Genomic DNA, 17,743 nt, shown 5'->3' with positions numbered 1-17,743 from the left:
TCTATGCGTCGGCGGACCGGGCGAGGGCGACGAGGCCCGCGAAGGCGTCGGCGGAGACCAGTAGCACCGGGCCCGTGGGGCGCTTGCTGTCGCGGAGCGGGACGACGCCGGTGGTGGACGCGTGGTCAGGGGCCCATTCGACGCAGGATCCGCCGTTGTTGCTGTAGGAGGACTTGACCCAACGGAGAGACTTGGTCATCACGTTCCCCTTCTTGGTGTCTTACACCTCGACCGTCTTGGCGATGGCGACGAGGCCCGCGAAGGCGTCGGCCGAGACGAGCAGAACCGGACCCGTGGGGCGCTTGCTGTCGCGGACCGGGACGACGCCGGTGGAGGACGTGTGCGACGGGGCCCACTCGATGCACTGACCGCCGTTGTTGCTGTAGGAGGACTTAACCCAACGGTGGGACTCGGTCATTACGGGGTGCCCTTTCGTACCTGATCGATCATGGTCAGGGATTGCGCCTGGGGAAGTGCGTACTTCTGCATGTGATGGTAGTCCGTGAGTATCGGCGTGATGAACCTTCCGTCACGTTCCACATGCCCTCGGGCAGCGGACTCAGCGTAGAAGACCAGGGAGCGGTCCGGCAGCGTGGCAACCGTGACGGGCAGGTCGAATGGTCGCCGAGCCCCCATCGCAAAGTCTGCGACCTGAAGCGCGGTGTTCGGGCGTTCGGCGAACTCAAGCAGTCGTGACAACTGCTCCCGCATGACCTCTGGTTCGCCGACCGGTCGACGGATGCAACTCTCATCGAGCACCACGAGGATCAGCGGCGGTGGAGTTCGGGCAAGGACCACCTGACGTTCCGCGACGAGCGACACCCGCTCGTGCGCCTGGGCAGGCGTGATCGCACCTCGCTTGATCTGCTCCTCCGCGAGCGCCGAAGCGTACTCAGGCGTCTGGAGCAGTCCCGGGACGATACCGACTTCGTAGAGCCGGATCTCAACCGCCCGGCTCTCGTACCCCACGTACTCGGGAAACCCCTCCAGCAACGCACCGTGCTTCAGTTCGCGCCACGCGCGTTCGAAAGTGTCCCCGGTTCCTTCGAGACCGAAGGCGACGTCAGTAGCACGCGAAAAGGGGAGACTTGGAGTCTTGCGTCCGGTTTCGATCGCCGAGATGTGCTTGCCCGAGTAGCCCATCAGCGCCCCGAGTTCGTCCTGCCTCAATCCCCGCGCCTCACGCAAACTGCGTAACCGCGCCCCGAACGCCGCCTGCGGCGAAGCATTCGGATTCAGCTCCTTGCGATTGACCAAGGTGCCCTCCCACCGAGGTTCCGTTGAAGAGTGAGCCCAGCCTAGGTCACGCTGACAGCCCTTGGTAGTCGTTTCGCTACAGAGAGGAGCGGTCATGTCTGACCCCAGCGCCGAACTCCCGGTCGGCGCGCTCGCCTACGACACCGAGATCAAAGCGCTCGGCGTCGTCATGGAGGCGTACCGCAACTACTACGCACTCCGCCCACCCCGCGGCGGGATCGAGTGGGACGCCCCGCGCGATGCCATCCGGCCCGCCACGGTCGTCGATCAGATCGCGCCCGCTCTCGCCGAGCGGAACGCCAACAGCAGGCAGGGGCTGTGAGGCCCCGGCGCCCGACCCGGCAGCGGAACTGCGCCGCGGTCGTCGCGCTGCCGGCCGAGTTGATGCTGGACGCGCTCGAAGTGCGGGGGCCGGGCGGGAGTGAGGAGGTCGCCACCGTGCTCGTCTGCGAACTCGGCGAACACTCCGAACAGGCCGAGCACGCGGGCGACGCGCACGCCGCGCTCGTACGGCCGTTGCCGATACCCCACCCCGGCAGCCTGTGGGCCCGTTGGCGCGGTGAGGACCAGCCGGAAGAGCTGGTGATGCTCGCCGACTGCAACACGCCGAACGGCGCACCCCCCGGCCAGGACGACACCTGCTTCCTCCCCCTCGGCCACACCGGCCGGTGCTCCTTCGAGATCGACTATCCCTGAACCTCACCGCCCCCTGACTCCGTCCGTGCCCTTCGCCCCAAAGGGCTCGGGCGGACCCGCCCGCCCCCGAGGGCACTGCCCCGGCCCCGGGGGCGGGCACCACGACGCCCGTTCGGTCGCGCCAGGGCAAGGGCCGCGACCGGGCGGGCTCGTGGGTTCCTTCTGCGAGCGGGACGCTCTACTCTGATGGGCCGTCAGGTCAGCTCCCGAGCCCGGAGGTGTCCGATGCTGTTGCAGGGGAAGACCGTGGTCGTGTCCGGCGTCGGTCCCGGGCTCGGGCAGCGAATCGCCGCGGCCGTCGTGCGGGACGGGGGACGGGCCGTGCTCGGGGCACGTACGGAGGCGAACCTCGCCTCGGCGGCGCGGGAGATCGACCCGGAGGGGGGCCGCACCGCGTACCGGCGCACGGACATCACGGACCAGACCCAGTGCAACGCACTCGTCGCGCTCGCCGTCGAGACGTTCGGCGGGATCGACGCCGTCGTGCACGTCGCCGCGCTGGACACCCTCCTCGGCGGACTGGCCGACGCCGACGAGGACTTCGCCGACTGGCGGCAGGCCGTGGACGTCAATCTGCTCGGCACCCTGCGGATGACCCGCGCCTGCCTGCCCGCGCTCAAGAAGGCGGGGGGCGGCGCGGTCGTCTTCATCGGGACGCAGTCGGCGGTGGCCGCGCCGACGCAGGTGCGGCAGACGGCGTACGCCGCGTCCAAAGGCGCGCTCACCTCGGCGATGTACTCGCTCGCGCACGAACTCGGGCCGGACCGGATCCGAGTGAACACGGTCGTGCCGGGGTGGATGTGGGGGCCGCCCGTGCAGGCGTACGTACGGTACGCGGCGCAGGCGGAGGGCGTGCCGGAGTCCGCGGTGCTGGACCGGCTCACGGAACGGATGGCGCTGCCCGCGCTCGCGACGGACGGGGACGTGGCGGACGCCGCGGTCTTCCTGGCCTCCGACCGCGCCCGGGCGATCACCGGTCAGTCCCTGCTGGTGAACGCCGGCGAGCTGATGCGCTGACGCGGGTGGCTACGTGGCCTCCGACTCCGCTCGCTCCAGGGCTTCTTCCAGCGCCGCCCAGTGGAGCGTGTTCACGTGTGCTTAACGGTGACGCCTGCCGGCAGTACGTCCCTGAGCGTGCCGTGCTCCGGCAGCAGCAGGGTGTGCAGCTTCGGGAACGCCGTCAGCCAGGTCTCGCCCGTGTCGGCGTAGCCGGACGGCAGCCAGAGGTGGGTGAGGAGTTCGGGGTCGAGGTGGTCGACCAGTTCACGGGCGACGTACTCGTAGTAGATCTGGACCTGGGCCCGGCCACCGAGCGCCCGCAGCGCCTTGAGGTGGTCGACGGACTCGACGGTGAAGTACAGGTCCGTCGGGTCGAGGTGGGCAAGGATCAGCGCCGCGTACCGCTCGGTGTCGAACCGGACCCACGACCAGGCGAGCTGACGGCGCACGTTCAGGGACGGGTGGTCGCGGTACTGGACGAGCACGGCGAGCGCCGCGTCCGTGCCGATGCGGGTGGCGGTCACCACGACGTGCAGGGCCTCTTCGTCCGTCAGCCCCGCGGGGCCCGGCAGCAGCCGGACCACCAGGGATCCGCCGGCCTCGGCCAGCTTCTGCGCCATCATCCTGTTCAACGGGGGAATGAGGTCGGCGACCAGCCCCTGCGCCCGGTCCACCACCGCGGGGTCGATCTCCAGCGCCTGGTCCAGGCAGGACGCGGCGAGGAGGATGCGGCGCAGGGCGTTCTCCGTCGGGACGCTGCGGTCCAGGAGGCCGTTCACGATCCGCTTGCGCTCCGCCGGGCGGCCCAGCGCGACCGCCATCCGTACGACGTCCTCCCACAGGTCGTCGTGCGCGCGGTCCAGCAGCAGCGGGAAGTCGCCCTCCTCCACCAGGGCCTTCGCCGCCAGGTAGTCCTGGAAGGTGCGGTGGACGAAGTCCAGGCGGCCCGCGGCCGGCTCCCGTAGCAGACCGGAGCGCTCGACGAGGTGGCGCAGGACGCGTTCCGGGGGCTCGGGGACGTGGCTCATGTACGTGAGGGCGCGGGTGAGCTGGACGAGGGCGTCCTCGCGGGTCATCTCCGAGCGGCCGTTGCGGACCAGCCAGTGCGCGAGCTTCTGGAGGAGGGCGATGCTGGTGTCGGAGGAGAGGCGCAGTTCGCCGTCGGTCGCGACGCCGCGTTCCACGTCCCGCCGCTCCAGCAGCATCCGTAGCGCCGCCTCGTACAACTCCTTGCGGCCGTGCGGGAGGAAGCCGCGGCGCTCGCGGTGCAGGGCGCACAACAGGCCGCACAGCAGCGGGTTGACGGCGAGGCGGCCGAGGTCGTCGTTGGTGTGGACGGCGTCGACGAGGGCGGTGGCGAGGGCGTCGTCCGCGCCGGCCGCGGCGTGCCAGCGGCGGACGAAGCGTTCGACCTCCGTGCGCTGCATGGGGGCGAGGGTGAGGCTCGTGAAGCGTTCGCCGGTCAGCCAGTCGTCGGCGACGGAGAGCGGGCGGGTGGTGACCAGCCACAGGTTGCCGGGGAACTCCGCCATCAGCTCGCGCATCCAGCGGCGGGTGGCGTCCCGTTCGCGCTGCGGGATCTCGTCCACGCCGTCGACGAGGAGCAGCGCGCGGCCGGCGCGCAGCACGCGGTCCACCCAACCCTTCGGCTGGGAGCCGGCGATGGCGGAGCGCACGGCGTGCAGGAACTCGTCCGGCGTCGGCGGCTGCCCGTCGCGCAGCACCCGGCGCATCGGCAGCACGAACGGCACCCGGCCGATCAGGTGCGACAGGTGCCCGCCGAGTACGGCGAGGTCCTGGCGGGCGGTGACGACCGCGAGCCACTGCACGAGGGTCGTCTTGCCGGAGCCCGCGGCGCCGCGCAGCAGGACGCGGCCCTGGCCGGCGAGGGCGTGTTCGGCCGGCAGCGCCACGGGGGCTTCGACGGCGCCGTCCGCCGTGACCTCCAGGGAGACGTACGCGGCGTCCAACGGCCACTCGCGGGCGTGGTTGAGGTCGAGCCCGTAGATCGTCAGCTCGCCGTGCTTGCGCTGTACGTGCTCGGCGTAGCGCTGCTCGAAGCGGGTGTCCTCGGCGAGCGGGGACGGGTTGCGTTCCAGCAGCAGATCGGTGGCGGCGACGAGCCGTTCGACGGCGCGGGACTGCTCGACGAGGGTGCGGGCGACGAAGGTGGAGCGGGTGGTGAAGAAGTCCAGGACGTGCAGGCAGGCGGTGTGCAGCAGGGGGTCGAAGTACGCGGCGGCGTCGGCCGACAGGTCCGCGGGGCGGGCCAGGCGCGCGGCGAACGCCTGCGGCCCGAGTCGTACGGCCTGCACGTCGTCCATGTCGAGGTCGCCGAGGCTGTGCAGGGCGGTCGTCAGGGCGTCGGCGAGCTCGTCGCGTATCCGCGCGGAGGGCGCTTCGTGCGGGCCGTACGCGTCGGCGGCGCGGGCGACGAGCACGTCGGCGAGCTTGCGCAGGCCGGCCTCGTCGAGGGTGCGCTGTTCGCCGCGGAAGGACACCAGGGCGGCCAGCCGCACGGGTCGGTCCGCCAGCCCGGCGCCGGGCTGGCCCGGTACGAACAGCTTCCTGATCAACGGGGCCAGGGCGCTGGACGCGAGGCGGACGGCGAGGGTGGAGGCATCCATGACGGGATGCTAGCCAACCTCCGCGGCTGGCAGGCCGGTTGGCGGGCCGGCGGTGGTGCGATCGAGGTACAGCAGGCTGACGAGTTCGCCCCGCGACGTCACGCCCGTCTTCTCGAACACGGCCTTCACGTGGTCGCGGACGGTGTGCGGGGACAGCAGCAGCTCGGCGGCGATGCCGGCGGTGGGCAGGCCGCGGGCGATCCGGGCGCAGACCTCCAACTCCCGCTCCGACAGGTCGAAGGCGTCGGCGAGCAGGGGCAGCACGTCGGACGGCTTGGCCGGCTCCAGGACGACGGCGGTGCCGGCCGGGCGCAGTGCGGTGGCGTGGCACACCAGCCAGGTGCCGTCGCGGGTGCGCAGCCGCAGGCGTACGGGGTCGGTCGTGCCGGCGCGGGCCCGGAGGGTGAGTGCGCGCAGCCAGGCGGGGACGGGCGGGGACGGCGTCGCCGCGGGTTCGCGGGGGCCGTCGGGGAGGCGGTCGAGGTGGTGGTGGGCGGCGTCGTTGGCGGAGACGAGGGCGCCGGAGCCGTCGAAGACCAACAGGCCGGGGCCGGAGGGGGCTGGGTCCGGGGTCGTTTCGGGGCGCTGGGCGGCGTACGAGCGCAGTCGGCGCGCCAGCGGGGTGACGAGCGAGGCGGCGAGCGCGGTGTCCGCGGCGTCGAAGGGCCGGTGGCCCTCGGCGCGGAAGAGGCTGACGGTGCCGTGGGGCCGGCCGTCGAGCGCCAGCACGATGCGCAGTTCGTCGTGGAGCCCGCGGGCGCGCAGGAAGTGCCGGTACAGGGGGCTGCGTTCGAGTGCTCCACCGGTGGTGTGGTGCAGTCCGGCGACGGGCACGGCGCGCCGCGCCAGCTCGCCGTAGCGGTTGATCCGCTCCGTGGACAGCTCGATGTCCCAGTACGCGGCGCAGCCGTGGGCGTCGGCGTGCTCGGCGTGGACGGGGGCGGTCATCAGGCCGGTCTCCGGGTCGGTGGCCCGCCACACGGCCGCGTCGTACGGCATGAGGCGGCGCAGCCGGGTGGACGCCGCGACGAAGAGGGCGAGGGGGTGCGGGGCGCGTTCGACGCGTCGGAGCAGTTCGGCGCGGGCGGCGGCGGTCGCGGGTCGGGAGCGCGAGGTACGGGCGGTGCGGGCCGCGGGCACGGTGGCGAGCGGTCGACGGGCGGAACGCGGCGCTCCGTGCGGTGGCGGGTGCGGGCGCATGCAGCCTCCCGGCCGTCGGCGGTGTTCCCGGCGCAACAGGGTCACGGCGGCGGGTATTCCCCGCACCGGCCCTTCCCGACCCCTCAATTGGGGGATGGGAACGCCGACGTGCGCTCCGCAGACTCCTCCGTGTCCAGCCACCGGCCTCGTAGTTGAGGGAACGGAGTCCACCGCTCATGTCCGTCGATGCATCCTCCCGCACGTCGCAACCGCAGCCCCACGATCCGCCCGAACCCGACAGGGTGAGTTCCGGGTCCGGTTCGCGTTCCGGTCCGAGCGCAGTGTCCGTCGGCGTACGCCTCGGGGCGCTGTTCGGTCCCGCCGTCTTCGGTGTGACCGCAGCCGGGATCGCGCTGCCCGACGTCGGCCGGGCCCTCGGCACGAGCCCGTCCGCCACGGCCTGGGTGCTCACCGTGCACGCCCTCGCGCTCGGCGTCGGCACCGCACTCGCCGGGCGGCTCGCGGACGTCCGCGGCGTGCGTCACGTGCTGCTCGCGGGCGTGCTGCTGCTCACCGCGGGAACCGCGGTCTGCCTGGCCGCGCCCGGCATCGGCGCCCTCGTCACCGGGCGCGGCCTGCTCGCCGCCGGGTCCGGTGCGCTGTCGGCGGCGGCGCTCGCGCTCACCGCGGCGTCCGCGCCCGAACGGCGGGGTCCGGTGCTCGTCGTGTTCGGCGCGACGATGGCCGTCTTCTCCGCGGGCGCCACGCTCGCGGGCGGCGTGGTGACGGAGTGGCTGACGTGGCGGCTCACCCTGGTGCTGCCGGTGCTCTCCCTCCTCGCCCTGCCGTTCGTCCTGCCGCTGGTGCCGCGCACGGGGGTCGCGGCGGCGGGCGGGAGGTCCGTCAGCTCCGTCGACGGGTTCGGGGCGGCCCTGTTGACCGTGACCGCGGGGTCCCTGCTCGTCCTCGTCCAGTCGTCGGCGCTGTCGCTGTCCGCGGTCGCGGTGGCGACGACCGCGGCCCTGCTGGTCGTCGCCGCGCTGTTGCTCGGGCGGCGGATCGTGGCGCGGCCGGACGGATTCGTGCCGCGGGCGACCGTCGCCGACCCGCTGTTCGTCCGGGCCGCGATCACCGGCGCGGGGGTGTACGCGGGCCTGTTCGGCGCCATGTACGCGGTGCCGCGGCTGCTGGTCGGCGACTTCGGCTGGAGCGTACTGGCGGTCGGCGGCTGGCTGCTGCCGGGCGCGGTGCTGGGTGCGGTGCTGTCCCGCTACGCGGGGTCCGGGCTGGCGCGGGGCAACGTCGGCCGCGGCACCGCGCTGTTGGCGGCGGCGTCGCTGACCGGAGCCGTACTCCTCGCCCTGATCGGTGTCGTCGACGGCCGGCCCGGGGTCGCGGTGGCGGGGGCGTCGTTCGGGTTCGCCGCGATGTCCGTGACGCAGGTCGTGGCCACGGGGGTGCTGTCGGCCCGGCTGGCACCCGAGCGGCGCGGCGGTGCGCTGGCCCTGCTGAACCTGACGTTCTTCGTCGGCGGCGGCATCGGCTCGGCGGTCGCGGGCGCGCTCGCCACGTCGCTGGCCGCGGACCGGATCGTGCTGGTGCTGGCGGTCTTCCCGCTGCTCGGGGCGGCGGGGGCAACGATGTTGGGCCGTGCGACGGCTCGACGGTCCGACTGAGTCCGTCGCCAACTGTTCATCTGGAGCACGCCCGTTGGTCGGGGCCGCCGTTGACCATGTCTGCATGAGCGACCGCATCAGCGCCCTGGCCTCGGCCTTCGGCGCATTCGCCAGCGTATTCCTGCTCCTCGGGTCCATCGACCAGTACCGCTCCGGGGCGTCGCCCCTGTGGGTCGTGGCGGGCAGCGCGATCCTGCTCGTGTCCGGGTACGCGCTGGTGCGGGACGTACGGCGACTGCGCAGGCGTACGTCCTGACCGGCGGCCCCTTACCTCCGGCGTAATCGCCCGCTCGCCGTCGTCTTGGCAGGATCGGGCACGTCGAAGAGTTCAGAGGGTTTCAAGGGTTCAGAGGGAGAACACCATGGCCACGAGTTCCACCGGCACCGCCCAGTCCGTCGCCGCCCAGTCCGTCGCCGAGCACACCCGCGCCGTCGTCCAGGAGTTCATCCGGGCCCGGCTCGACGGGGACGCCGAGCGGTTGACCGCGCTCTTCGCCGACGAGGTCGACTGGCTGTTGGCGGAGAATCCGGCCGTGCCGTGGATCCGGCCCCGTTCCAGCGCCGCGGAGTGCGCGGCCCAGGCCGCGGAACTGGCGGAGCACACCGTCCCCGAGGACGCCCGCACCACGCTCGACGCGTTCCTCGTCGACGGCACCGACGCCGTCCTGATGGGCCACCTGTCCGGCACCGTACGCGCGACGGGCAAGACCTTCGAAGGGCCGTTCGCGCTGCGCCTGACCGTCGAGGACGGCCGGATCACCCGGCACCACCTCTACGAGAACAGCCTCTCGGTCGCGGCGGCGTGCACGGCGTGATGCGCGTACGGGGGTCGCGCGTACGGGGGTCGCGCGTCACGCAAGGGCGTCACGTACGCGGGTAGCGGGCCAGCCACCCCGGTGACGTGACCGTGGGGTTGTGCAGCGCCGGGCCCTGGGTCATCTCCATCGCGAAGTCGTCGGCCAGCTCCAGGACCGTGGGGCGGCCCTCCAACTCCGCGAGCCAGGCGGGCGGCAGCGCCGTCTCGCCGTGCAACGCGCCCAGCAGCGCGCCGGTGAGGGCGCCGGTGACCTGGGACGGGCCGTCGTGGTTCACCGCCAGGCGCAGGCCGTGGCGGACGTCTTCGGCGACCAGCGCGCAGTACACCGCGATCGACAGCGCGTCCTCCGCGTGGTGGCCCTCGCCGAGTTCCGCGACGCGGGACGGGCTCGGGATGCCCTGGCGCACGGCGCCGAGCGCGTGCTTCAGGCCGTCCGTGACGGGCTGGTGGCCGGGGCGGGAGCCGATCTGCGCCAGGGCCCGCTGGACGGCGGCGTCCAGGGTCTCCCCGCGTGCCAGGCCGTGCACGACCACGGCGTACGCGCCCGCCGACAAGTATGCCGCCGGGTGGCCGTGGGTCTGCGCCGCGCACTCCACCGCCAACTGGCACACCAACTGCGGCTCCCAGCCCACCAGCAGCCCGAACGGCGCCGAGCGGGCGAGCGCCCCGGCGTCACGGGCGGTGGGGTTCTTCGGGGTCTCCAAGGTGCCCAAGGTGTCGTCGCCGAGGCCGAGGAGGCTGGCCTTGGGGGCGTCCCGGCAGGCGTACAGCCACTCCTCGCGGGCCAGCCAGCCGTTGTCCTTGCGGCGCTCGTCGGGGCCCCAGTCGCGCTGGGTCGCGGCCCAGCGCAGATACGCGCGGTGGACGTCGGTCGGCGGGTGCCAGGCGCCGGTGTCCCGGCGGACCTGGGCGCGGATCAGCCCGTCCACGGTGAAGAGCGTGAGCTGGGTCGCCGCGGTGATCGCGCCGCGGCGGCCGTACGCCGGCACGAGGTCGGTGACGCCGTCCTGGCCGTGCGCCTGCTGGATCTCCTCCCAGGTCAGCGCCGCCACGCCGGCGCCGAGTGCGTCACCGATGGCGGCGCCGAGGAGCCCGCCGCGCGCCCGGGAGCGGAAGTCCTGCTGTTCGGCACGCCCCCAGACGCCCGTGACCGCTGTGCTCACCGTGCGCCTCCCTCGACGTGTGCCCGTCCGATCGTGCTGCGAGCCCGTGTGCGGATGTGCCCGTACGCGCACCCACCTGTTTGCGTGCCCGGCGCAGCACTGTAATCGAACGAGGCGGAACCCCACCCTCAGTGCGAGACACCTCACGCTTTCCTCCGCACCTCGACCGCGCGAGCGTCACGTCCCGCGGCGTCCTGCGGCATCCCGTTCCGTGGTGTCACGTCCCGCGGCGCCCCGCAGCGTCATGTCACGTTGGGGGTCCCCGGACGTCAGGCGTCAGGGCCGGGGTCGCACGCGGGCGTGGGCGCCAGCGCCTGGGCCAGTTCCCGCGCCTCCCGTACCTCCGCGAACGCCGGCTCCGCCAAGACCGCCAGCGCCCCCGCCACCTCCCCCAGTTCCACCATCCGGCGCACGTCCGCGAGGGCCGCGCCGGTGCGGCCGTGGTGCAGGTGCGCCGCGGCCCGGCGCGCCAGGGCGGGCGCGGGGTCCGGGTTGATCTCCACCAACCGGTCCAGGTCGACGAACTCGGCTTCCGCGTCGCCGCGTTCCCGGTGGATCTCCGCCCGCCGCAGCAGCGCCCACCCGTACCCGGGGTTGCGCGCCAGCGCCTCCCCCAGGTCCGCGAGGGCCGCGTCGACCCGGCCGAGGCGGTGGTGGGCCATGGCCCGACTGCCCAGCGCCCAGGTGTAGTCGGGGTTCAGGAGCAGGGCGCGGTCGAAGAGGGCGACGGCCTCCTCGTACTGCTCGAAGTGGCGCAGGGTCTCGGCGTACGACGCGAGGACCGAGGCGTGATCCGGCTCGATCCCGCTGGCGGCGGACACGTCGGCGATGGCGCCGGCCCGGTCCCCGAGCGCCCGTTTCACATCGGAGCGCGCCACCAAGGCCCACGCGTAACGGGGGTCGGCGTCGACGGCCCGGTCCAGGTCGGCCAGCGCCTCCTCGTGCCGGCCGAGCCGGTGCTTGACCAGGCCCCTGCTGGCGGAGGTCCGCAGCGCGTCCGGGTCACGCGCCAGGGCCTCGTCGTACGCGGCGAGCGCCTCCTCGTACCTACGGCCCAGGCGCAGGTGCTCGCCGAGTTCGTGGTGGGCGACGACGGTGTCCGCGCCGAGCGCGATCGCGGCCCGGCAGTCGGCCGCGGCCTCGTCGAACGCGCCCAGCCGGTGGTGGTCGCGGGCGCGCACCAGCAGGGCGCGACAGCGGGTCGCGTCGTCCGTCTCGGCGCGCTCGACGACGACGCCGAGCAGCACGGTCGAACGGCGGGAGTCGTCGGCGACGGCCGCCAGGCAGGCGGCGCCCAGGGCGCGCAGGGCGTCGCTGTCGGCGTCCGTGCCGGCGTCGGCGACCGCCGCGGCCCACTGGCGCGCCGCGGCCGGGGACGCGTGGGCGGCGCAGACGCCGTCCCGCAGGGCGGCGGGCAGCGCGGTGCGCGGTCGGGCGCACAGCCGGTGGTACACCTCCTCGACGCGCGCGGCCCGCCAGGCGTCCACCGCCCACAGCTCGGACTCCGCTTCCCAGCCCGCTTCCTCCCTGCCCGCGTCCTCCCTGCCCGCGTCCTCTCCGTCCGCTTCTTCCGCCGCCCAGTCCGCGTACGCCTGCGCGAGCCGGGTGTGGGCGGCGCGCCAACGCTTGGGGGAACGGTTGCGCTGGAGCCGCAGCATGGGGTCGCGTACGACGTCGTGGTAGCGGGCCCGGCCGCCGCGGTCGCTGACGAACGGCAGCCCGAGCAGCCAGTCGAACAGCCCCGCCGCGTCCAGGGCGTCCTGCGCCTCGTGCGCCTCGTGCGCCTCGTGCGCCTCGTGCTCTTGCCGTGTTGCCACGGCGAGGACGTCCTCGTCGAGGTGGCGCGGCAGCGCGCCGTGCAGCGCCGCGGACCTGCGCCGGGCGTCGTGCTCCCACTTCAGGAAGCGCTCGACGGCGGTGGCGCTGGGGTCGTCGAAGCCGCCGGGCCGCGCGGCGTTCTCGGCGAGCATCGACACCAGCACCGGCAGCCGGCCCGACAACCGCAGCACGTCCCGTACGACGTCCTCGTCCCGCACCTCCTTGGCCGCCAGCAGCTCGCGGGCCTCCGCGTCGGTGAACGGCGCCAGCGGCACCTCGGTGACCAGCCCGGCGTGGTCGCCCCAGACGGCCGGGGCGGGCGGGCGCTGCCCGCAGGTGGTGACGACGACGTTCTCCGGGAGCTGCCCGTACGGCCCCGGTGCCGTCCCCGGCCCCAGCCCCGTCCCCACCAGCAGCCCGCGCAGCCAGGGGTCGAGGAGGGGCCCGGTGCGCTCGTACGTGTCGAAGAAGAGCGCCACCCAGGGCGCCTTGGCCGCGACGCGGTTCACCTCTGCCGCGAACACCGGGCTGATCACCCGCACCGGGTCCAGCACGAGCTGGACGTCCTCAGCCCTGCCGAACTGCCGCATCAGCACCCCGCGTAGCTGCTCCGCCCCCTCCACGAGCCGCACCGGATCCACCGCTCCCCCGACCCCGGGCACCACCGCCCCGACCCCGACCAGCGACGCCTGCGCCACGAGCACCGCCCAGGGGTTGGGCCCGGCGGGCGCCCCGGCGTCCGGCGCGTACAGCGCGGCAGCCGCCGACTCCGCCTCGTACCGCCGCTGCCGATACGTCGCCAACAGCTTCTCCACCGGCTTGAGCTGCTGCCCCTGCGCCCCGAACTGCGCACAGATCCCCGCCAGCACCTCCGGCACGCCGCCCGCCGACTCGTCGAGCACGGCGGTCAGCGCCCCGCGCTCCTGCGCGAGCTGCGCGAACCTCCGCACGAGGGACGACTTGCCGACACCGGCGTTGCCGTGCACGTGAAACAGGAAGCGAGCCCCGGGTGCGTCGGCCCCCGCGTCCAGGTTCGCCGCGAACGCCCGCAACTCCCCTTCCCGCCCAACGAACCCCCCGCGCACCCGCCCCTGCCCGCGCCCGCTCCGCCGCCCGCCACCGACCGCACCACTCATGTGACCAGTGTCTCAGCCGACGTGGCGGGCGTCAGGTCGACGGCGACTGCGACGAGAACAGCGGCGGAGGCGGTGACCAGTCATTCCCCGACGACGGCGCACCGGCGGACCAGAAGTCGGAGCGGACGTTGGGATAGGGCGCGCCGTTGTGCGAGTAGTCCTCGCCGTTGGAGTCGGAGGCGGGGGGCGGGACGTCGGACGGCTTGACGCAGGGAGTGATGGCTTCGAAGAACGCCTGCCCCTTGTCCCCGATGGTCAGTCGGATGGCATACCCCTCGCTGGAGCGGGCGATGACGGAGGGGTGTTCCTTGCTCGGATTGACAGAGATGATCTTGTAGCCGCTCTTCTTCCAGAACCGTTCCGTCACACCGAGGAAATTACCCCTCCGCTCCTCCGAGATGATCGTCATCACCGTGCGGTAGCGGGACAGGTCACAATCCCTCTGGCTCGTCCTGCTGTGGGTCCACTCGACCTCCGGGACGTACTGAGCCAGCGTCGCGTCCAGCATCGCGTCGGCCTTCTCAGCCGCTTCCTTCATGGTGATGTCCATGACTGGCCCCCTCGGCTCGCTCTCGTCCTTCAGTAGTCCACAACCACTGACCAGCGCTCCGGCCAGCGTCGTCACCAGTGCCATGCGAACGGCACGACGCACGTGCCTCACCGAGGTTCCTCCCTCTTGATGTCGTACGCGCCCGAAACTATCCGGGCGATGTTCTCTGCTGACACCGGGTCCTTTCCTGGAGAGAAATACTCTGAGTGGGCGGCGAACAGCTTGCCCGTGGTCAGCGGACTCGGTCCGTCCTCGACCGCGAAGCGCTGCGCTCCGAACGCCTCGCTGGCGGGATCCTTGCCGAAGTAGATGTCGTCATCGACAAAGCCCACGAGAGCTGCGCCCGCGAGTGGAGGGGGACTCGGCCATGTGGCAGCCTCCCCCTTCGATGGCAGCTTGGTCACGATGTCGTTGTCCGCAGCCCCCACGTACACCCGCTCCGCCGGAACTCCGAGATCAGCCGCCTTGTCGACGCCCACACCCGGACTGCCTACCAAGATGACGTCGTCGACACCCGGGATGCCTCCTGACTGCTTGGCCGCGGTACCCACCGTCAGCGAGCCGTAGGAGTGACCGATGGCCGTCACGTGCGGATCGTCGACCTGGCTCGTCGCGGCCAGCCCGGCCATGAAGCGGTTGTAGGCCGGCGCCCCGCGCTCGGCGTCCCCAGTGCTCATGACATCGAGGCTCTGCGGGGCGTCGTACCCGAGCCAGATAATCGACGCAGTGGACTTGTCGAACTCCTGTGCACCCTGGGCTGTGTCGTAAGCACGCTCCACCGTCCCCCCGGCGAATTTCTCGTCCAGCCTCGTCTGCAACCCGGGAACGTACGCGGACACGTTCCGCGAGGTGTCCGGGTTCCCGTAGGAGATGATCGCCCGGCCATTGCCCTCGGCGCCGATGCCGAGCAGGTACATCGGGATGGGGTTGTAGTCCCGCAGCTTGCCTTCGATCTTCCGCAGTCCGGCCACCATGTCCTGTTCGCCGCCCTGGCGTTCCAACTGGGCGATGAGGACGGGCAGGTGCGCACGGTTCGCCTCGTCTCGGGTGGCGGCGGGGATGCCGTCCAGCATCCCGATCATGTCGGGTGCGACCTCCATGAACTCCCGGCGCTGCGCGTCGCTCAGCTCCTCCCACCACTTCCGGACCTCCGCGGGAGGTGCGCCGTCGGGGACCGTGGCGGCGAGGCGGCCGGTGGCGGCGGCGCCCACGTCGGCGGTGTCGTGGAGGACGTCCTTCATCATCGCTTCCGTCACGTCCAGACCCTTGGCGGCCTTCAGCCGGGCGAACGTCTGGGCGTAGCGGTGGTCGACACCCGCCGCGGCGCGCACGGCGCCGGCGATGCGATCTGCGATGTCCTGCGCCTGCGTCGCCTTGGGGTTCAGGTGGAAGTCCACCCGGAACCGATCGCCGTCGGGGACGTCGGGGACGATCCGCGGAGGTTTGCCGTCGCCCGCGACGGGCGGTGTCAGCGGGTTGGGGAAGCCCGCCCGCGCCGTACCGCCCGAGACGCAGCCCCCGCCGCCGTGCGAACCGACGATCGCGGAAGGGTAGCTGACCGATCCGTCCGGGTTGACGGTGAGGGAAAGGGACGCAGCCTCCTCCAGCGCTTCGTTCAATCGCCGTTGCGGTTCGGCCAGATCGGCGGAGAGACCGGAAAGAGCCGACCGAATCAAGCCGCATTCTCGATACACGTACTCGTAATTGCGGATCAGCCGGTCCAAGCGCTTGACCGCGCTGTGGGACGCCTCGCTCTCCTGGGTCTCGATGAGCTTGTTCATGCCCCTGCGGACGGTGTCGCGATCGGCTGCGGAGCGGCTGGAGACTTCTCGCCAGGCGCGTGCCGCGTCGTCGAACTCGAAGCGTTTGACGTCCCGCAACTCCTGCCAGGTCAGGGAGTCCGTCGCCATCAGGCACCGTCCGCGGTGCGCGCGGAGGACCTGACGGAAGCGCCGACGTCCCCGTCCACGCCCGGCAGGTCCTGTGCGACCTTCAAGAGCGCGCCGTCCAAGTAGGCGCACTCGTCACGCAAGGAGGCCAGTCGCTCCTGCCAGGACGTGAGGACGGCCTGCAACGCGGGCACGCTGGTCAGACCGGCACCGCCCCGGGCGACGCCCTGGTGGCCGGTCTCCAGCGCTCGATGACTGCTGGCGGCGCGGGTACGCAGCTCGCCGGCCGTCTTCGCAGCGTTGCGCCACGGGCCGCTGCCGTGCAGCAGACGTCCTAAGCCGCCGACGTTGCCGTCCGTACCGGCTGGCGAGCCGGGCGCGACCGGGCCGAGCGGCGCCGTCGACGCAAGGTTCATGCGCGGGTCTTCCACTGCGGGAGCGGACTCGTCCGCCGTCGGGATACCGAACATTTCTTGCCATCGCTGTGCATTGAATTCCGGCATCTTTAAAAAGGCCCCCCTGGGTCACGAGCCAAAAAGTGACCGACACCGGGCGAGGCTAACGCAGCGGAGTTCCACGATGCCAAACATGAGGGGAAATTCCTCACAGAAAAATCCGAAATCCATACCACCACGGAACGGCTGACACAAGAGCACGTGCCCCTAATACGCCGGCTGTGGGTCGTGAGCTCCATGTCCGGGCTGCGGCCTGTCACCGGTAAATGGCTGGCGCGGGACCGAGCATGTTGGCTGCGTCGCCAGTCGGACCATCTGGGCCAGTGGACTGCGTCGTGAATCGGCCCGACGACGAGCGGGACGAACGGGCGCTGGAGCGCGACTGGTGCTGACGGGTGGGGAGGGCGGCCAGGTCGATGACGGCCCAGTCGTCGTAGCGGGGCGCCTTCAGCGGTGGCCGTGGCGTTCCCGCAGCCGGTCCCCCGGCGAAGTCGGGTGCACCAGATCGCGCTGGTACCAGGTACCTGGCTCACCGCCGAGGTGGGCCGGGTCGGCAGGGCCGGTGGGGGCGAACCCGGCTTTGGTCAGCACCTTTTGGGATGCGACGTTCTGGTGGACGGTGGCCGCCCGCAGTGTGCGCAACCGGTACCGGTCCGCCGCCAGGTGGCAGAGCTCCCGGACGGTTGCGGTCGCCACGCCCCGGCCGGCGACGTGCTGCGCGACCCGGTAGCCGAGTTCCGCAGCGTGGTCTTCGATGTCGACCAGGTTGAACCTGCCGATCACCGAGCCGTCCTCGGCGACGAGCGCGTGGAAGGCGCAGATGCCGGCCTCCTGCTCGGCCAGCAATGCGTCGTACCGGCCGGTGAACCGGTCGAAGAAGTCGTCGCCACGGTCGGGGACCGAGGCAGCGAAGTAGGCGCGGTTCTCCCGTTCCAAGGCCAGGACCGCCGGGGCATGGCCGGCATGCAGCCGCTGCAACTCGGGCATCGCCCGACTCTACCCAGATGGTGCGCAGAGGCCACTGGGTTTCCTCCGGCAGCAGACAGCTCCGAGCAACGCACGCAACGTGCCCCGTCCGTTTCCGCGCAGGCACTCAGGCGGCTGCGCTCGGACTTCTGCACCACGTGCGTCGACCACCCTTGGCTGCGGGCGGCGTCACAGGCCCGGCAGGTCCTGCTCGGGCCCATGACCGAGGCGGAGCTGCGGGCGGCGATCGCGTTCCCGGCCGAGGCGGTCGGGTTGCGGATCGAGCCGGGGTTGGTCGAGGTCCTGCTGCGGAACCTCGGCGTGCCGACGCCCGGCGCCGACGTAGGGAGCGGGCAGCAGGGCGAGCGGCCCGGGTACGAGGCGGGGCGGCTGCCGCAGTTGGCGCACGCGCTGCGCGCCACGTGGCAGCAGCGCCACGGCCGCACCCTGACCGTCGCCGGCTACCGGACCGCCGGCGGCATCCACCGCGCCGTGGCGAACACCGCGGAGCGCGTCTTCACCCGGCCCCCGACGGCCCTCGCCCCGTCACTCCC

At 72.5% G+C, this 17,743-nt stretch carries 17 protein-coding genes and 1 pseudogene; 7 read left to right on the top strand and 11 right to left on the bottom strand.

Annotation, left to right across the window (positions count from 1 at the left end; genetic code table 11):
• Position 1: 1 nt before the first annotated feature.
• From ACH4E8_RS08025 to ACH4E8_RS08015, 3 genes are read right to left on the bottom strand one after another with little or no spacing between them, the layout of a single operon-like run.
• Positions 2 to 199 carry a DUF397 domain-containing protein gene (locus ACH4E8_RS08025; RefSeq protein ID WP_398445482.1) on the bottom strand — a complete coding sequence of 66 codons (198 nt, stop codon included), beginning with the start codon at positions 197 to 199 and terminating at the stop codon, positions 2 to 4.
• A gap of 21 nt (positions 200 to 220) precedes the next feature.
• Positions 221 to 418: a DUF397 domain-containing protein gene (locus ACH4E8_RS08020; protein ID WP_398445480.1), complete on the bottom strand. Its 198-nt coding sequence runs from the start codon at positions 416 to 418 to the stop codon at positions 221 to 223.
• On the bottom strand, positions 418 to 1,257 hold the full coding sequence (locus ACH4E8_RS08015) for a helix-turn-helix domain-containing protein (protein WP_398445478.1): 840 nt from the start codon (positions 1,255 to 1,257) through the stop codon (positions 418 to 420). Before ACH4E8_RS08015 ends, ACH4E8_RS08020 begins: the two co-directional genes overlap by 1 nt.
• Before the next feature lie 94 nt (positions 1,258 to 1,351).
• Here ACH4E8_RS08015 and ACH4E8_RS08010 point away from each other — a divergent pair, with 94 nt between their 5' ends.
• The 3 genes from ACH4E8_RS08010 to ACH4E8_RS08000 all read left to right on the top strand — a co-directional run bounded on the left by ACH4E8_RS08010 (position 1,352) and on the right by ACH4E8_RS08000 (position 2,970).
• Complete coding sequence (locus tag ACH4E8_RS08010; RefSeq protein WP_398445476.1) at positions 1,352 to 1,579, top strand: hypothetical protein; 228 nt, start codon at positions 1,352 to 1,354, stop codon at positions 1,577 to 1,579.
• A complete protein-coding gene (locus tag ACH4E8_RS08005; RefSeq protein ID WP_398445474.1) occupies positions 1,576 to 1,953 on the top strand; it encodes a hypothetical protein in 378 nt (125 codons plus the stop codon). The genes ACH4E8_RS08010 and ACH4E8_RS08005 overlap by 4 nt, the downstream gene beginning before the upstream one ends.
• A gap of 225 nt (positions 1,954 to 2,178) precedes the next feature.
• On the top strand, positions 2,179 to 2,970 hold the full coding sequence (locus tag ACH4E8_RS08000) for an SDR family oxidoreductase (protein WP_398445472.1): 792 nt from the start codon (positions 2,179 to 2,181) through the stop codon (positions 2,968 to 2,970).
• Between the two features lie 71 nt (positions 2,971 to 3,041).
• Here ACH4E8_RS08000 and ACH4E8_RS07995 read toward each other — a convergent pair whose 3' ends face one another.
• Together ACH4E8_RS07995 and ACH4E8_RS07990 are read right to left on the bottom strand one after the other, a co-directional pair.
• Positions 3,042 to 5,579 carry an NACHT domain-containing protein gene (locus ACH4E8_RS07995; protein WP_398445470.1) on the bottom strand — a complete coding sequence of 846 codons (2,538 nt, stop codon included), beginning with the start codon at positions 5,577 to 5,579 and terminating at the stop codon, positions 3,042 to 3,044.
• Positions 5,580 to 5,588: 9 nt separating this feature from the next.
• Positions 5,589 to 6,779 (bottom strand): LuxR C-terminal-related transcriptional regulator, encoded by a 1,191-nt coding sequence (locus ACH4E8_RS07990; protein ID WP_398445468.1) that lies wholly within the window; start codon positions 6,777 to 6,779, stop codon positions 5,589 to 5,591.
• A gap of 281 nt (positions 6,780 to 7,060) precedes the next feature.
• Here ACH4E8_RS07990 and ACH4E8_RS07985 point away from each other — a divergent pair, with 281 nt between their 5' ends.
• The 3 genes from ACH4E8_RS07985 to ACH4E8_RS07975 all read left to right on the top strand — a co-directional run bounded on the left by ACH4E8_RS07985 (position 7,061) and on the right by ACH4E8_RS07975 (position 9,210).
• Positions 7,061 to 8,395, top strand: coding sequence for an MFS transporter (locus ACH4E8_RS07985; protein ID WP_398445466.1), 1,335 nt, complete (start codon positions 7,061 to 7,063; stop codon positions 8,393 to 8,395).
• A 64-nt stretch (positions 8,396 to 8,459) separates the two neighbouring features.
• Positions 8,460 to 8,651, top strand: coding sequence for a hypothetical protein (locus ACH4E8_RS07980; RefSeq protein WP_398445464.1), 192 nt, complete (start codon positions 8,460 to 8,462; stop codon positions 8,649 to 8,651).
• A 106-nt stretch (positions 8,652 to 8,757) separates the two neighbouring features.
• Positions 8,758 to 9,210 (top strand): nuclear transport factor 2 family protein, encoded by a 453-nt coding sequence (locus ACH4E8_RS07975; RefSeq protein WP_398445462.1) that lies wholly within the window; start codon positions 8,758 to 8,760, stop codon positions 9,208 to 9,210.
• 49 nt (positions 9,211 to 9,259) lie between these two features.
• On the opposite strand, the gene ACH4E8_RS07970 is transcribed toward ACH4E8_RS07975, so the two are convergent.
• From ACH4E8_RS07970 to ACH4E8_RS07945, 6 genes are all read right to left on the bottom strand, one after another.
• Entirely contained in the window at positions 9,260 to 10,375 is a 1,116-nt protein-coding gene (locus tag ACH4E8_RS07970) for an ADP-ribosylglycohydrolase family protein (RefSeq protein WP_398445460.1), read from the bottom strand.
• A 269-nt stretch (positions 10,376 to 10,644) separates the two neighbouring features.
• A complete protein-coding gene (locus ACH4E8_RS07965) occupies positions 10,645 to 13,329 on the bottom strand; it encodes a tetratricopeptide repeat protein (RefSeq protein WP_398445458.1) in 2,685 nt (894 codons plus the stop codon).
• A 31-nt stretch (positions 13,330 to 13,360) separates the two neighbouring features.
• Positions 13,361 to 13,879 (bottom strand): hypothetical protein, encoded by a 519-nt coding sequence (locus ACH4E8_RS07960; RefSeq protein ID WP_398445456.1) that lies wholly within the window; start codon positions 13,877 to 13,879, stop codon positions 13,361 to 13,363.
• Positions 13,880 to 13,986: 107 nt separating this feature from the next.
• Complete coding sequence (locus tag ACH4E8_RS07955; RefSeq protein ID WP_398445454.1) at positions 13,987 to 15,789, bottom strand: alpha/beta hydrolase; 1,803 nt, start codon at positions 15,787 to 15,789, stop codon at positions 13,987 to 13,989.
• Positions 15,789 to 16,184 carry a hypothetical protein gene (locus ACH4E8_RS07950; RefSeq protein ID WP_398445452.1) on the bottom strand — a complete coding sequence of 132 codons (396 nt, stop codon included), beginning with the start codon at positions 16,182 to 16,184 and terminating at the stop codon, positions 15,789 to 15,791. The genes ACH4E8_RS07955 and ACH4E8_RS07950 overlap by 1 nt, the downstream gene beginning before the upstream one ends.
• A gap of 486 nt (positions 16,185 to 16,670) precedes the next feature.
• Positions 16,671 to 17,210, bottom strand: a complete 540-nt coding sequence (locus ACH4E8_RS07945) for a GNAT family N-acetyltransferase (protein ID WP_398445451.1) — start codon at positions 17,208 to 17,210, stop codon at positions 16,671 to 16,673.
• Here ACH4E8_RS07945 and ACH4E8_RS07940 point away from each other — a divergent pair.
• Positions 17,178 to 17,711, top strand: a pseudogene (locus ACH4E8_RS07940) (hypothetical protein); the annotation flags it as partial. The gene ACH4E8_RS07945 and the pseudogene ACH4E8_RS07940 overlap by 33 nt on opposite strands.
• Positions 17,712 to 17,743 lie beyond the last annotated feature (32 nt).

The organism is Streptomyces sp. NPDC017979, from assembly GCF_044328175.1.
Lineage (GTDB): Bacteria > Actinomycetota > Actinomycetes > Streptomycetales > Streptomycetaceae > Streptomyces.
The sequence above is the reverse complement of the archived record's forward strand: the minus strand, read 5'-3'. Positions and strand labels throughout refer to the sequence as shown.

What these genes read in the sequence shown, in the direction of transcription:
- ACH4E8_RS08025 (WP_398445482.1), bottom strand. Translation starts at nt 199, where the DNA reads ATGACCAAGTCTCTCCGTTGGGTCAAGTCCTCCTACAGCAACAACGGC.
- ACH4E8_RS08020 (WP_398445480.1), bottom strand. Translation starts at nt 418, where the DNA reads ATGACCGAGTCCCACCGTTGGGTTAAGTCCTCCTACAGCAACAACGGC.
- ACH4E8_RS08010 (WP_398445476.1), top strand. Translation starts at nt 1,352, where the DNA reads ATGTCTGACCCCAGCGCCGAACTCCCGGTCGGCGCGCTCGCCTACGAC.
- ACH4E8_RS08000 (WP_398445472.1), top strand. Translation starts at nt 2,179, where the DNA reads ATGCTGTTGCAGGGGAAGACCGTGGTCGTGTCCGGCGTCGGTCCCGGG.
- ACH4E8_RS07995 (WP_398445470.1), bottom strand. Translation starts at nt 5,579, where the DNA reads ATGGATGCCTCCACCCTCGCCGTCCGCCTCGCGTCCAGCGCCCTGGCC.
- ACH4E8_RS07990 (WP_398445468.1), bottom strand. Translation starts at nt 6,779, where the DNA reads ATGCGCCCGCACCCGCCACCGCACGGAGCGCCGCGTTCCGCCCGTCGA.
- ACH4E8_RS07980 (WP_398445464.1), top strand. Translation starts at nt 8,460, where the DNA reads ATGAGCGACCGCATCAGCGCCCTGGCCTCGGCCTTCGGCGCATTCGCC.
- ACH4E8_RS07975 (WP_398445462.1), top strand. Translation starts at nt 8,758, where the DNA reads ATGGCCACGAGTTCCACCGGCACCGCCCAGTCCGTCGCCGCCCAGTCC.
- ACH4E8_RS07965 (WP_398445458.1), bottom strand. Translation starts at nt 13,329, where the DNA reads ATGAGTGGTGCGGTCGGTGGCGGGCGGCGGAGCGGGCGCGGGCAGGGG.
- ACH4E8_RS07960 (WP_398445456.1), bottom strand. Translation starts at nt 13,879, where the DNA reads ATGGACATCACCATGAAGGAAGCGGCTGAGAAGGCCGACGCGATGCTG.
- ACH4E8_RS07955 (WP_398445454.1), bottom strand. Translation starts at nt 15,789, where the DNA reads ATGGCGACGGACTCCCTGACCTGGCAGGAGTTGCGGGACGTCAAACGC.
- ACH4E8_RS07950 (WP_398445452.1), bottom strand. Translation starts at nt 16,184, where the DNA reads ATGAACCTTGCGTCGACGGCGCCGCTCGGCCCGGTCGCGCCCGGCTCG.
- ACH4E8_RS07945 (WP_398445451.1), bottom strand. Translation starts at nt 17,210, where the DNA reads ATGCCCGAGTTGCAGCGGCTGCATGCCGGCCATGCCCCGGCGGTCCTG.